Raw genomic sequence first — 12895 nt, forward strand, 5'->3', positions numbered from 1 at the left:
GGACCGCGAGCGCCGTGTTCGACACTCTCTCCGATCGCCTGTCAGCGACTTTCAAGAACCTGCGCGGCAAGGGACGGCTCTCCGAAGCGGACATCGACGCCACCGCGCGTGAGATCCGCATCGCGCTCCTCGAAGCCGACGTGGCCCTGCCCGTCGTCCGCACGTTCATCAAGAACGTCAAGGAGCGCGCCGCCGGCGCCGAGGTCTCCCGGGCCCTCAACCCGGCCCAGCAGGTTCTGAAGATCGTCAACGACGAGCTCGTCACGATCCTGGGCGGCGAGACCCGGCGCCTGCGCTTCGCCAAGCAGCCGCCGACCGTCATCATGCTGGCCGGTCTCCAGGGTGCCGGTAAGACCACCCTCGCGGGCAAGCTCGGCCGGTGGCTCAAGGAGCAGGGCCACTCCCCGCTGCTGGTCGCCTGTGACCTCCAGCGCCCCAACGCCGTCAACCAGCTGAGCGTCGTCGCCGAGCGCGCCGGCGTCGCGGTGTACGCGCCGGAGCCGGGCAACGGCGTCGGCGACCCGGTCAAGGTCGCCAAGGACTCCATCGACTTCGCCAAGGCCAAGGTCCACGACATCGTCATCGTCGACACCGCCGGCCGCCTGGGCATCGACCAGGAGATGATGCAGCAGGCCGCGGACATCCGGGACGCGGTCCGCCCCGACGAGATCCTGTTCGTCGTCGACGCGATGATCGGTCAGGACGCCGTCAACACGGCCGAGGCCTTCCGCGACGGCGTCGGCTTCGACGGCGTGGTGCTCTCCAAGCTCGACGGTGACGCCCGCGGTGGTGCCGCCCTGTCGATCCGGCAGATCACCGGCAAGCCGATCATGTTCGCCTCCAACGGCGAGAAGCTCGACGACTTCGACGCCTTCCACCCCGACCGGATGGCCTCCCGCATCCTCGACATGGGTGACCTGCTCACCCTGATCGAGCAGGCCGAGAAGACGTTCAGCCAGGAAGAGGCCGCCAAGATGGCCTCCAAGCTGGCGTCGAAGAAGGGCCAGGACTTCACCCTGGACGACTTCCTGGCCCAGATGGAGCAGGTCAGGAAGATGGGCTCCATCTCCAAGCTGCTCGGCATGCTGCCCGGCATGGGTCAGATCAAGGAGCAGATCAACAACATCGACGAGCGGGACGTCGACCGCATGGCCGCGATCATCAAGTCGATGACCCCGGCCGAGCGTCAGGACCCGACCATCATCAACGGCTCCCGGCGCGCCCGTGTCGCCAAGGGAGCGGGTGTCGAGGTCAGCGCGGTGAAGGGGCTCGTGGAGCGGTTCTTCGAGGCCCGCAAGATGATGTCCCGCATGGCACAGGGCGGCGGCATGCCGGGCATGCCGGGGATCCCGGGCATGGGCGGCGGTCCCGGCCGGCAGAAGAAGCAGCAGAAGAAGGCCAAGGGCAAGCAGCGCTCCGGCAACCCGATGAAGCGCAAGCAGCAGGAGCAGGAGGAGGCCGCCCGCCGGGCGGCCGCCGCCGAGAACGGCGGAGCCTTCGGCCTGCCGGGCCAGCAGGCCGGCCAGGACTTCGAGCTGCCCGACGAGTTCAAGAAGTTCATGGGCTGACCGGCCCGTCGTACTCCCGCCGGGGGCGCCCCTTGTCAGGGGGCGCCCCCGGCGTCGTACACCCGCATGCCTGCCGGGCTTTCCTGTCGTAACGTCCCGGTATGACCAACCCTGCGCCGCCGCGGAAGTCGCCCGACCAGCCCTGGCGTACCGAGGGCACGCCCGAGGAGCCGCCGAAGAAACCCTCCGGCGGGCGGCGGATGGGGGGCGGCTGGTGGCGGCTGATCGTCGCCGCGCTGATCGTGTACCTGATCGCCAACCTCATCCTGTCCTTCCAGGACGAGGCGACCGAGCCCACGATCTCGTACACCGAGTTCAGCAAGCAGGTCGACGCCGGCAACGTCAGCAAGATCTACGCCAAGGGCAACGCGATCCAGGGCGAGCTGAGGAAGGCACAGGACAACCCGAAGGACTCCGGCACCTACAAGAAGTTCAAGACGGAGCGGCCGACCTTCGCCGACGACAAGATCTGGGAGTCCCTGACCAAGCACAACGTCACGGTCACCGCGGAACCCGTCGTCCAGCACCGCAGTTTTCTGGCCAACCTGCTGATCTCGCTGGCGCCGATGCTGCTGCTGGTCGCGGTGTGGGTGTTCATCGCCCGGCGGATGCGCGCGGGGCTCGGCGGAGCCGGGGGAATGCTGGGCCGCAAGGCGCCGCCCAAACCGGTCGAGCTGGAGCCGGGACAGCAGCGCACCACCTTCGCGGACGTGGCCGGCATCGACGAGGTCGAGGGCGAGCTCAACGACGTCGTGGACTTCCTGAAGAACCCCGACGCCTACCGCCGCATGGGCGCCAAGATGCCCCGCGGTGTGCTGCTGGCGGGGCCGCCCGGCACCGGCAAGACGCTGCTCGCGCGGGCCGTCGCCGGGGAGGCGGGGGTGCCGTTCTTCTCGGCGTCCGCCTCCGAGTTCATCGAGATGATCGTCGGCGTCGGCGCCTCCCGGGTGCGCGAGCTGTTCGCGGAGGCGCGAAAGGTCGCCCCGTCGATCATCTTCATCGACGAGATCGACACCATCGGCCGGGCCCGTGGGGGCGGCGCCGGCGTCGGCGGGCACGACGAGCGCGAGCAGACCCTCAACCAGATCCTGACCGAAATGGACGGCTTCTCCGGCTCCGAGGGCGTCATCGTCATCGCCGCCACCAACCGCGCCGACGTCCTCGACCCGGCGCTCACCCGGCCCGGCCGCTTCGACCGCGTCGTCCAGGTCTCTCCCCCGGACCGGGGCGGCCGCGAGGCCATCCTGCGCATCCACACCCGCGAGATCCCGCTGGCCGGCGACGTCGACCTCGCCCAGGTGGCCAAGACCACCCCGGGCATGACCGGCGCGGAACTCGCCAACCTCGCCAACGAGGCCGCCCTGCTCGCCGTCAAACGCGGCCAGCAGCAGGTCACCCGCTCCGACCTGTCCGACGCCCTGGAGAAGGTGCAGCTCGGCGCGGAACGCTCACTCGTCATGCCGTACGAGGAGCGGCGGCGCACCGCCTATCACGAGAGCGGGCACGCGCTGCTCGGCATGCTGCAGCCGGGCGCCGACCCGGTCCGCAAGATCACCATCGTGCCGCGCGGCCGGGCCCTCGGCGTCACCCTGTCCACGCCGGACGCGGACAAGTACGCGTACACCGAGGAGTACCTGCGCGGCCGCATCATCGGCGCCCTCGGCGGCATGGCGGCCGAGCACGTCGTCTACGACGTGATCACCACCGGCTCCGAGAGCGACCTGGAACAGGTGACCCGGATCGCGCGCGGCATGGTCTCCCGGTGGGGCATGAGCGAGCGGGTGGGCCGGCTCTCCGCGCTGCCGAACGACGCCCAGCAGGCCTACGGCCTGGCCGCCGCCCCGCAGACCCTCGACGCGATCGACGAGGAGATGCGCCGGGTCGTCGACGAGTGCTACGAGGAGGCGTGCCGCAAGCTGCGCGACCACCGCGCGCAGCTGGACGCCCTGGCCGAGGCGCTGCTGGACCGCGAGACGCTGGAGGAGGCCGACGCCTACCGCATCGCGGGCATCACCCGGCTGACCAAGGAGGAGCCGTGAGGGCCGCTCACGGCACGCGGGCTATCAGATAGCGGAAGACGTTCGGCATCCACACGGTGCCGTCGGGCCGCCGGTGCGGGTGCAGCGCCTCGGTCAGCTCCTTGTCGACCTGCTCCTGGTCGGTGCCCGCGATCGCCGCGTCGAACAGCCCGGTCGACAGCAGGCCGCGTGCCGCGCTGTCCACGTCGGCGTATCCGAAGGGGCAGGCGACGCGTCCGGAGCCGTCCGGGCGCAGTCCGGCCCGCTGGGCGACCTCCTCGAGGTCGTCGCGCAGGGCCGGGCGCCAGCTGCCCGGGCTGCGCAGCGGATCGGCCAGCTTCCCCGCCACCCGCAGCACCGAGGAGGTGGCGCACCGCTCCGGCGGGCCCCAGCCGGCCAGCACCACGGGCGTGCCGCGCTCGGCGACCGCCACCGCCCCGGCGAGCAGTTCCGCGAGCCCCTCGGAGTCGCCGGCCGTGCAGCCGATCGGCTCGAACGCGGTCACCAGGGTGTACGACGGGGCCGCCCGCTGCGGGGTCTCCCGCACCAGCCGCGCACCGCCACGCGCGTGTGCCCCGGGTGCCTCCGGCTGCAGCCGCTCGCGGGCGAGGGCCAGCCGTTCCGGGGAGTGGCACTCGACGCCGGTGACCTCCGCGCCGCGCACCGCCGCCATCAGCAGGGCCAGGCCGGAGCCGCAGCCCAGGCCCAGCAGGCGGGTGCCGGGCCCCACTTCCAGTCGCTCGTAGACGGTCTCGTAGAGCGGAACCAGCATCCGCTCCTGGATCTCCGACCAGTCACGCGCGCGTGCACACAGGTCCACGCGGGGGGCCGAGCCCGCCTGGGGGAGGTGCTGCCGCACGAGCGTAGGTGTCATAGGTACGCGCCCCAATCCGCCGAGAGCAAAGTCGTGTGCCCGTATCGCATGGAGTTGCCGGTCTTGAGTGGCCCCCGTCCAGTGCGCTCGCACTGACCCCCGTATGCCAGGAAACTCCGGCCTCGGCGGTGCGTCCAGTGGAAAGCGACCGCGGTTTGAGAGTTGGCTGTTGGACTGGCTGGATTTCACCTGCGCGCAACGTGGCCCGGACGATGCCCGCCGCCGGCGTCCGGGGCGGTGCCCGAGGCCCGTGACCGACCCGGTAACGTCGCCGTCGTCGCGTGCGCTGAGCTAGGTGACGGGGCTCGCGGCGCGAGTGACCGAAAGAGCCCTTGCGCACCGGCGGACCCCGTGGAGCGTCCCGTGTCGACATGATCTACGCGTCGGTACGTACGTACGCCTACGTCGGGCTACGCACCACCTTGATACGAGCTGTGCGGCATTTCCGCAGATCAGCGCACCCGTCCTCGTCCGGACGCATCAGTGGCAACTGACGGGTACGTGCAAATTATTTGGGATGCCCCGGAATCGGAACACAGCGGTACCCCGGCTCGTTGTCATTACGTGAGCACGACACAGACACCACCTGTTCTCGCCGCCGAGCTGGCGCAGGCGTGGGCCGACATTCAGCGGTACCACCCCGAGCTGCCGGACCTCGCCGCGCCGGAGTCACTGATCGGGGAGTCGTCGTCCGCGTGCGGGCACGAACTCTCCTTCGAGCGACTGCTGCACGAGGCAGTCCATGGCATCGCCGCCGCGCGCGGCGTACGCGACACGTCCCGGGCCGGGCGCTACCACAACCGCAGATTCCTTGCGATCGCCGAGGAACTGGGCCTGGACCACCCCGAGGAGCCGCATCCGAGCAGCGGCTTCTCGCTGGTCACGCTCAGTCCCGAGGCGAAGCGGCGCTACCGGCCGACCATCGACCGTCTCCAGCGGGCCCTCAAGGCCCACTCGGTGGCGACCTCCTCGGACGCCACCCGCGCCTTCCGCGGCCCGGCCGCGCGGCACGGGTCCTCGGGCGGCGGGGTCCGCGTCAAGGCGGTGTGCGACTGCGGCCGCAACGTCCGCGTCGTCCCGTCCGTCCTCGCCCAGGCGCCGATCGTCTGCGGCGGCTGCGGCAAGCCCTTCCGCATCCCGGAGGTCGTGGGGGCGGCATAGCGGGGGCCGCGCACACCGGCATCTCGTGGGTGCCGGAGCGGCCGGAACCGGGGTGGGGTGCCGCCGCGTCGGCGGATGACGCGGCGGCACCCCCTCACGCCGGGTTGCGCACCCGACGGCGCTCACGACGCCGCCGGGTGTCTCTCAAGCGTGCCCACGACAAGCAACCCGCGGCCGGAAGCGCCCCGCAGCGTGTGGCACAATGGCTAGCTGTACTCGACAGTCGCACAGGACCCCTCTCTCCTCCGGCTGACGCGTCCATCGGGCACTCGGGTACCGCAACCCCACGCGGCAGTCTCGCCGTGCCCAACCACGTCAAATTCAGGAGAACCCACTCCCGTGGCAGTCAAGATCAAGCTGAAGCGTCTGGGCAAGATCCGTTCGCCTCACTACCGCATCGTCGTCGCCGACTCCCGTACCCGCCGTGACGGCCGGGCCATCGAGGAGATCGGCAAGTACCACCCGACCTACAACCCGTCGGTCATGGAGGTGGACGCCGAGCGTGTGGCGTACTGGCTCTCCGTCGGCGCTCAGCCGACCGAGCCCGTGCTCGCCATCCTGAAGAAGACCGGCGACTGGCAGAAGTTCAAGGGCGAGCCCGCCCCGGCGCCGCTCCTCGTCGCCGAGCCGAAGCCGGCGCGCCCGTCGTTCGAGGCCCTCGGTGGCGACGACGACAGCAAGGGTGAGGCGATCACCCAGAAGAAGAAGGCTGAGAAGAAGGACGAGGCTGCGGCCGAGTCCGAGTCGACCGAGGCCTGAGCATGCTCGAGGAGGCTCTCGAGCACCTCGTGAAGGGCATCGTCGACAACCCTGACGATGTGCAGGTGGCCTCGCGCGACCTGCGCCGCGGACGTGTGCTCGAGGTCCGGGTCCACCCGGACGACCTCGGCAAGGTCATCGGTCGTAACGGCCGTACCGCACGCGCTCTGCGCACCGTCGTGGGCGCCATCGGCGGCCGCGGTGTCCGTGTCGACCTCGTCGACGTGGACCACGTCCGCTGACGCTGTGCAGCACCGGCTCGGGCCGGGGAGGGCCACTGGGCCGTCCCCGGCCCGCAGTCGTATGACAGGGAGAATGAACAGGTGCAGTTGGTAGTCGCACGGATCGGCCGTGCCCACGGGATCAAGGGCGAGGTCACCGTCGAGGTACGGACCGACGAGCCGGAACTGAGGCTCGCCCCCGGCGCCGTGCTCGCCACGGACCCCGCCTCGACCGGCCCGCTGACCATCGCGACGGGACGCGTCCACAGTGGCCGCCTCCTGCTGCGGTTCGAGGGCGTCGCCGACCGCACCGCCGCCGAGGCGCTGCGCAACACCCTCCTGATCGCCGAGGTGGACCCGGACGAGTTGCCCGAGGACGAGGACGAGTACTACGACCACCAGCTGATCGACCTGGACGTGGTCACCGAGGACGGCACCGAGGTCGGCCGGATCACCGAGATCTCGCACCTGCCCTCCCAGGACCTGTTCATCGTCGAACGGCCCGACGGCAGCGAGGTGATGATCCCGTTCGTCGAGGAGATCGTCGCCGAGATCGACCTGGCCGAGCAGAAGGCCGTCATCACGCCCCCGCCCGGGCTCATCGACGACCGCGCGGAGATCGCCTCGTCGCGGGACGAGAGCGAAGAGTCCGGGGACGAGAGCGAAGAGTCCGGGGACGAGAGCGAAGAGTCCGGGGGCGCGAGCGAAGAGCCCGGAGACGAGAGCGAAGCGTCGGAAGACGTGGAGCCCGGGGGCGCGAGCGAAGAGTCCAGGGACGCCGGCGTATGAGGCTCGACGTCGTCACGATCTTTCCCGAGTACCTCGACCCGCTGAACGTCTCCCTGGTCGGCAAGGCACGCGCGCGCGGACAGCTGAACGTGCACGTCCACGACCTGCGTGACTGGACGTACGACCGGCACAACACCGTCGACGACACCCCGTACGGTGGCGGCCCCGGCATGGTCATGAAGACCGACCCCTGGGGCGACGCGCTCGACTCCGTCCTCGCCGACGGCTACGAGAGCGGCTCCGGCGAGCCAGCGCTGATCGTGCCCACGCCCAGCGGCCGGCCCTTCACCCAGGAACTCGCCGTCCATCTCTCCGAACGGCCCTGGCTGATCTTCACCCCGGCCCGCTACGAGGGCATCGACCGCCGTGTGATCGACGAGTACGCCACCCGCATGCCCGTGTACGAGGTGTCCATCGGCGACTACGTCCTCGCCGGCGGGGAAGCGGCCGTCCTCGTCGTCACCGAGGCCGTGGCCCGGCTGCTGCCCGGAGTTCTCGGCAACGCCGAGTCGCACCGGGACGACTCCTTCGCGCCCGGCGCCATGGCCAACCTCCTGGAGGGCCCCGTCTACACCAAGCCGCCCGCCTGGCGCGGCCGGGAGATCCCCGAGGTGCTGCTCAGCGGCCACCACGGGAAGATCGCCCGCTGGCGCCGGGACGAGGCGCTGCGGCGCACGACGGCCAACCGGCCCGACCTGATCGAGCGGTGCGACCCGAAGGCCTTCGACAAGAAGGACCGCGAGATGCTGTCGATCCTCGGCTGGGAGCCCGACCCCGGCGGCGAGCCGTACGGCCGATTTTGGCGCCGGGCGAACGGCGTGGAAGAATAGACCGCTGCTGTCCGTCCGTCCGGCGTGCGCCCCTGCCACAGGGGGAGACGACGTCCGCTCCGACCCGGGCAGCGTTCCACTGGAAGATCTATCCCGTTGATGACCTGTGGCATCAGCGAAGAAAGCAGACGAAATGTCGCACCTGCTCGACTCCGTCGACGCCGCGTCGCTGCGCAGCGACGTCCCGGCCTTCCGCCCGGGTGACACCGTCAACGTCCACGTCCGCGTCATCGAGGGCAACCGCTCCCGTGTGCAGCAGTTCAAGGGCGTGGTGATTCGTCGCCAGGGTTCCGGCGTGCGCGAGACCTTCACGGTCCGCAAGGTCTCCTTCTCCGTCGGCGTCGAGCGCACCTTCCCGGTGCACACCCCGATCGTGGAGAAGATCGAGCTCGTCACCCGCGGTGACGTGCGTCGCGCCAAGCTGTACTACCTGCGCGAGCTGCGCGGCAAGGCGGCGAAGATCAAGGAGAAGCGCGAGAGCTGAGCGCTTTCCCGGGGTCACAGCGGGGCCGGATAGCATTCGGCCCCGATGGACACCGAAGCACAGCCGACGGAGCGCGACCGCTCCTCCGAACCCGCAGCGGCGGGTGGGGAGGGACGGTCGCGTTTCGCGTTGGTGGACCGGATCGTTGCGTGGCTCCCCGGCGGTCGTATCAGCCTGACCCTGCTCCTCTGCCTGGTCTTTTTGCTGCTCCTCAACGTTTTCGTGGTGCGGCCGTTCCAGATTCCTTCCGGTTCCATGGAACCGGGGTTGAGGATCGGGGACAGGGTTCTCGTAAATGAGTTGGCGTACCGTTTCGGAGCCGAGCCGCGGCGCGGGGACGTCGTCGTGTTCGACGGCAGCGACTCCTTCGGGGACGGCGACTACGTCAAACGCGTCGTCGGTGTGGGGGGAGACCACGTGGTCTGCTGCGACCAGGAGGGGAGGATCCGGGTGAACGGCCGTTCGGTCGACGAGTCGGCGTTCCTGTACCCCGGGGACAGCCCGTCCACGGTGCCCTTCGACGTCGTGGTGCCCGCCGGCCGGCTGTTCGTGCTCGGTGACCATCGCGGCGACTCCAGCGACTCCCGCGACCACCTCGGCTCGCCCGGCGGCGGCATGGTGCCGGTCGGCGACGTCATCGGCCGCGCCGACTGGATCGTATGGCCCCTGGGGCACGCGACGCGGCTGGAGCGGGCGGGGGCGTACGCGCGTGTGCCGGAGGCCGCCGGCGGTGTGGCGGGCGTCCACGGCGGTACGGGGGGCGTGCATGGGTAACCGTGGTCGACGGCGGAGCGCTGCCGCAGCGGGTGCGGACGATCCGCTGCCCACCGGTGCGCGGCGCGCCTCCGCCCCCACCCGTGCCCCTGCCGGGGGCGGCCGCACGCGTGCCGAGCGGCGCCGGCTCCAGCGCAAGGTCAAGCGCAAGCGCCGGCGCAGTGCCGTGAAGGAGATCCCCCTGCTGGTGGGGGTCGCCGTACTGATCGCGCTGGTGCTGAAGACCTTCCTCGTCCAGGCGTTCGTGATCCCGTCCGGCTCCATGGAGCAGACGATCCGCATCGGCGACCGGGTCCTCGTCGACAAGTTCACCCCGTGGTTCGGGTCCAAGCCCCAGCGCGGGGACGTCGTGGTGTTCAAGGACCCCGGCGGGTGGCTGCGGGGCGAGCAGACGACGGTCAAGAAAGACGACCCGGTCGTGGTGAAGCAGGTCAAGGAAGCGCTGACGTTCATCGGGCTGCTGCCGTCGGACAACGAGAAGGACCTCATCAAGCGGGTGGTCGGGGTCGGGGGGGACCATGTGAAGTGTTGTGACGCGCAGGGGCGGATCACCGTCAACGGCGTTCCCCTGAACGAGGACTATCTGAACCCCGGCGACACCCCCTCCGACACGCCCTTCGACATCACCGTTCCGCAGGGGCGGCTGTGGGTGATGGGCGACCACCGCTCCAACTCCGCGGACTCCCGCTCGCACCAGGACACCGACTACGGCGGTACGGTCTCCGAGGACGAGGTGGTCGGACGGGCCATGGTCATCGCCTGGCCGCTCGGCCACTGGAGCACGCTGGACGAGCCGTCGGGGTACGCGTCCTTGCGGGGCGCTGCCGCCGGGGCCGGTGCGGTGTCGCATAGGGTTGCTTCCGTTGATCCGGTGGATCACAAGGAAATGTTCCAGCTCCCGAGCCCTGCGGAACTCCCGCTCGTTATGGGAGTGGTGGGCCTGCGTCTTGCACGGGGCAGGCAGCGACACAGAGTGAGGAGTTGGCGTGGGGGATGTGGCGGTTGGCGCTCGGTCCGGACACGACGGCGAGGAACACCGCGGACGCCCCGTGGAGTCCGCAGCCTCGACCGCGGACGGCGCCGTGACTTCGAGGAGCTCAGGGAATGACTCCGACGTGATGGAGGACGGCGCGGTGCCGGGCGAGGCAGGACGGACGGTGTCACAGGGTTCGACGGCAGGGGCTGCCGGGCCGAGGAAGCCGCGCTCCTTCTGGAAGGAACTGCCGATCCTCATCGGGATCGCCCTCGTGCTGGCGTTGCTGATCAAGACGTTCCTGGTGCAGGCGTTCTCCATCCCCTCGGCGTCGATGCAGAACACGCTGCAGGAGGGGGACCGGGTCCTCGTCGACAAGCTGACGCCGTGGTTCGGCTCCGAGCCCGAGCGCGGCGAGGTCGTCGTCTTCCACGACCCGGACAACTGGCTGGCGGGGGAGGCGACCGCCAACCCCAACGCCGTGCAGAAGGTGCTCAGCTGGATCGGACTGATGCCGTCGGCTGAGGAGAAGGACCTGATCAAGCGGGTCATCGGGGTCGGCGGCGACACCATCGAGTGCAAGGGCACCGGGCCGCTCACGGTCAACGGCCACGCGCTGAACGAGCAGGACTACGTCTACGCGGGGAACACGCCGTGCTCCGACGACCAGGGCGGCGGGACGTTCAAGGTGAAGGTGCCCAAGGGCTACATCTGGGTCATGGGTGACCACCGGCAGGACTCGAAGGACTCGCGGTACAACCAGAACGACAAGCACCACGGCATGGTCCCGGTGAAGGACGTCGTGGGCCGCGCGATCGTCAAGGCGTGGCCGATCAACCGGTGGGGGACGCTGCCGGTGCCGGACACGTTCGACCAGCAGGGGCTGGACCAGCCGGCGGCTGCGGCCGGAGTCCTGCCCGCGGCGCCGGACGCGGTGGTGTTGGCGGGTGTGGTGCCGGTGGCCCTGTGGCGGCGACGCCGGCGGTAGGTTTCGGCCGTCGTTGTCCGCGGGTTCCGCGTGGCAGGTCGGGCAGTTTCCCGCGCCCCCTTTTGCCCGCGGCGGCCCGCGCCGTGAGGGTTCCCAAACCCGCCGGCCACCACGCCGGGCGACGCCGAACGCCGGATGACGCACCCCACTGCCGCCGCCCCTCGGTGGGGCCTCCCCGGGTGGGGTGACCCACGGTAGGGTGCGTGGCCATGGGTGCGCGCATACGTGGTGGCGGCAGGGCGGGGCAGCGGATCTCCGGGCTTGCCGTCGCGCTGGGGATGGTGTTGTTCCTGGGCGGGTTCGTCTGGGGCGCGGTCGTCTATCGGCCGTACACCGTGCCGACGCCCTCCATGACGCCGACGATCGACGTCGGCGACCGGGTGCTGGCCCACCGGGTCGACGGCAGCGAGGTGCGCCGCGGTGACGTCGTCGTGTTCACCGACAAGACGTGGGTGTCGAACGCTCCCGTGGTCAAGCGCGTCGTCGCGGTCGGCGGCGACACCGTCGCCTGCTGCACCGACGGCAAGCTGACCGTCAACGGCAAGCAGATCGACGAGCCCTACCTGGCCAAGGGCACCCCTGCCGAGATCATGAACTTCCCGAAGGTGACCGTCCCCAAGGGCCGGCTGTTCCTCCTCGGCGACGAGCGCCAGGGCTCGCTGGACTCCACGGCCCACCTCACCGACGCCGCCCGAGGCACGGTCGACGAGAGCGCCGTGACCGCCCGGGTCGACGCCGTCGTATGGCCCATGAAGGGCATGCTGGCCCGCCCCACCGGTTTCGAGCCGCTCGGTGCGCTGTCCGAGCCCGGGCCGCTGCGCTCCGTGGTCACCGTGATCGTCGTCGGCGCCGTGCTGGTGCTCGCGGGCGGGGCCTACGGGCCGATCGCCAAGCGGGCGTCGCGTCGCGCCCGCCCCGCCGCGCGGACGGAGCCCGCCGGTGTCCGTTGACGGGGCTCTGCGCAAGGTGGCGCGGGTGGTGCTGCTCGATCCGGACGATCGCGTGCTGCTGCTGCACGGTCATGAGCCGGACGACCCGTCCGACGACTGGTGGTTCACCCCCGGTGGCGGCCTGGAGGGCGACGAGACCCGTGAGGAGGCCGCACTGCGGGAACTCGCCGAGGAGACGGGCATCACCGAGGTCGACCTGGGCCCGGTGCTGTGGCGGCGGACGTGCTCGTTCCCGTTCGCGGGCCGCCGCTGGGACCAGGACGAGTGGTACTTCCTGGCCCGTACGACGACGACGGCGACCCGGGCGCTGGCGCTGACGGAGCTGGAACGGCGCAGTGTCGCGGGAGCGAGGTGGTGGTCCTGTGCGGAACTGACCGGGACGCATGAGACGGTGTATCCGACCAGACTCGCCGAGCTGTTGCGCACTCTGCTCGACGAAGGTCCTCCGGGCCGGCCCGTGACGCTGGACACGGAAATCGTCTAGAGGCGCGCGGGACTGGCGCACA

At 70.5% G+C, this 12895-nt stretch carries 14 protein-coding genes; 13 read left to right on the top strand and 1 reads right to left on the bottom strand.

Translation table 11 applies throughout. From position 1 onward, the window contains the following. The first annotated feature begins 14 nt into the window (after positions 1 to 14). Positions 15 to 1568 (top strand): signal recognition particle protein, encoded by a 1554-nt coding sequence (ffh, locus tag ACZ67Q_RS30850; protein ID WP_471188850.1) that lies wholly within the window; start codon positions 15 to 17, stop codon positions 1566 to 1568. Between the two features lie 101 nt (positions 1569 to 1669). Beyond that, positions 1670 to 3607, top strand: coding sequence for an ATP-dependent zinc metalloprotease FtsH (gene ftsH / locus ACZ67Q_RS30855; RefSeq protein ID WP_471188853.1), 1938 nt, complete (start codon positions 1670 to 1672; stop codon positions 3605 to 3607). Between the two features lie 7 nt (positions 3608 to 3614). Here ftsH and ACZ67Q_RS30860 read toward each other — a convergent pair whose 3' ends face one another. After that, a complete protein-coding gene (locus tag ACZ67Q_RS30860; RefSeq protein WP_471188856.1) occupies positions 3615 to 4460 on the bottom strand; it encodes an SAM-dependent methyltransferase in 846 nt (281 codons plus the stop codon). 564 nt (positions 4461 to 5024) lie between these two features. On the opposite strand from ACZ67Q_RS30860, the gene ACZ67Q_RS30865 reads away from it, so the two are divergent. The 11 genes from ACZ67Q_RS30865 to ACZ67Q_RS30915 all read left to right on the top strand — a co-directional run bounded on the left by ACZ67Q_RS30865 (position 5025) and on the right by ACZ67Q_RS30915 (position 12873). Then, on the top strand, positions 5025 to 5621 hold the full coding sequence (locus tag ACZ67Q_RS30865) for a hypothetical protein (protein WP_471188859.1): 597 nt from the start codon (positions 5025 to 5027) through the stop codon (positions 5619 to 5621). Between the two features lie 339 nt (positions 5622 to 5960). Then, positions 5961 to 6380 (top strand): 30S ribosomal protein S16, encoded by a 420-nt coding sequence (gene rpsP / locus ACZ67Q_RS30870; RefSeq protein ID WP_361627601.1) that lies wholly within the window; start codon positions 5961 to 5963, stop codon positions 6378 to 6380. A gap of 2 nt (positions 6381 to 6382) precedes the next feature. Beyond that, on the top strand, positions 6383 to 6622 hold the full coding sequence (locus ACZ67Q_RS30875; RefSeq protein ID WP_005479813.1) for an RNA-binding protein: 240 nt from the start codon (positions 6383 to 6385) through the stop codon (positions 6620 to 6622). An 81-nt stretch (positions 6623 to 6703) separates the two neighbouring features. Then, positions 6704 to 7390, top strand: a complete 687-nt coding sequence (gene rimM, locus ACZ67Q_RS30880) for a ribosome maturation factor RimM (protein WP_471188863.1) — start codon at positions 6704 to 6706, stop codon at positions 7388 to 7390. Then, on the top strand, positions 7387 to 8220 hold the full coding sequence (gene trmD, locus ACZ67Q_RS30885; RefSeq protein WP_361627594.1) for a tRNA (guanosine(37)-N1)-methyltransferase TrmD: 834 nt from the start codon (positions 7387 to 7389) through the stop codon (positions 8218 to 8220). The genes rimM and trmD overlap by 4 nt, the downstream gene beginning before the upstream one ends. 133 nt (positions 8221 to 8353) lie before the next feature. After that, on the top strand, positions 8354 to 8704 hold the full coding sequence (gene rplS / locus ACZ67Q_RS30890) for a 50S ribosomal protein L19 (RefSeq protein WP_030168262.1): 351 nt from the start codon (positions 8354 to 8356) through the stop codon (positions 8702 to 8704). Between the two features lie 45 nt (positions 8705 to 8749). Then, positions 8750 to 9478 carry a signal peptidase I gene (gene lepB, locus ACZ67Q_RS30895; protein WP_471188866.1) on the top strand — a complete coding sequence of 243 codons (729 nt, stop codon included), beginning with the start codon at positions 8750 to 8752 and terminating at the stop codon, positions 9476 to 9478. Next, positions 9471 to 10586, top strand: a complete 1116-nt coding sequence (gene lepB, locus ACZ67Q_RS30900) for a signal peptidase I (RefSeq protein WP_471188868.1) — start codon at positions 9471 to 9473, stop codon at positions 10584 to 10586. The genes lepB (ACZ67Q_RS30895) and lepB (ACZ67Q_RS30900) overlap by 8 nt, the downstream gene beginning before the upstream one ends. Positions 10587 to 10596: 10 nt before the next feature. Beyond that, a complete protein-coding gene (gene lepB / locus ACZ67Q_RS30905) occupies positions 10597 to 11439 on the top strand; it encodes a signal peptidase I (protein WP_471189106.1) in 843 nt (280 codons plus the stop codon). A gap of 209 nt (positions 11440 to 11648) precedes the next feature. Next, positions 11649 to 12389, top strand: coding sequence for a signal peptidase I (lepB, locus tag ACZ67Q_RS30910; protein ID WP_471188871.1), 741 nt, complete (start codon positions 11649 to 11651; stop codon positions 12387 to 12389). After that, positions 12379 to 12873: an NUDIX hydrolase gene (locus tag ACZ67Q_RS30915; protein ID WP_471188873.1), complete on the top strand. Its 495-nt coding sequence runs from the start codon at positions 12379 to 12381 to the stop codon at positions 12871 to 12873. The genes lepB (ACZ67Q_RS30910) and ACZ67Q_RS30915 overlap by 11 nt, the downstream gene beginning before the upstream one ends. The last annotated feature ends 22 nt before the right edge of the window (positions 12874 to 12895 follow it).

Source organism: Streptomyces sp. NPDC036813, assembly GCF_055609245.1.

Bases quoted from the DNA above. Each gene is read 5' to 3' on its own strand.
- ACZ67Q_RS30860 (WP_471188856.1), bottom strand. From the start codon at position 4,460: ATGACACCTACGCTCGTGCGGCAGCACCTCCCCCAGGCGGGCTCGGCC.
- trmD (WP_361627594.1), top strand. From the start codon at position 7,387: ATGAGGCTCGACGTCGTCACGATCTTTCCCGAGTACCTCGACCCGCTG.
- lepB (WP_471188868.1), top strand. From the start codon at position 9,471: ATGGGTAACCGTGGTCGACGGCGGAGCGCTGCCGCAGCGGGTGCGGAC.
- lepB (WP_471189106.1), top strand. From the start codon at position 10,597: ATGGAGGACGGCGCGGTGCCGGGCGAGGCAGGACGGACGGTGTCACAG.
- ftsH (WP_471188853.1), top strand. From the start codon at position 1,670: ATGACCAACCCTGCGCCGCCGCGGAAGTCGCCCGACCAGCCCTGGCGT.
- ACZ67Q_RS30875 (WP_005479813.1), top strand. From the start codon at position 6,383: ATGCTCGAGGAGGCTCTCGAGCACCTCGTGAAGGGCATCGTCGACAAC.
- rplS (WP_030168262.1), top strand. From the start codon at position 8,354: ATGTCGCACCTGCTCGACTCCGTCGACGCCGCGTCGCTGCGCAGCGAC.
- lepB (WP_471188871.1), top strand. From the start codon at position 11,649: ATGGGTGCGCGCATACGTGGTGGCGGCAGGGCGGGGCAGCGGATCTCC.
- lepB (WP_471188866.1), top strand. From the start codon at position 8,750: ATGGACACCGAAGCACAGCCGACGGAGCGCGACCGCTCCTCCGAACCC.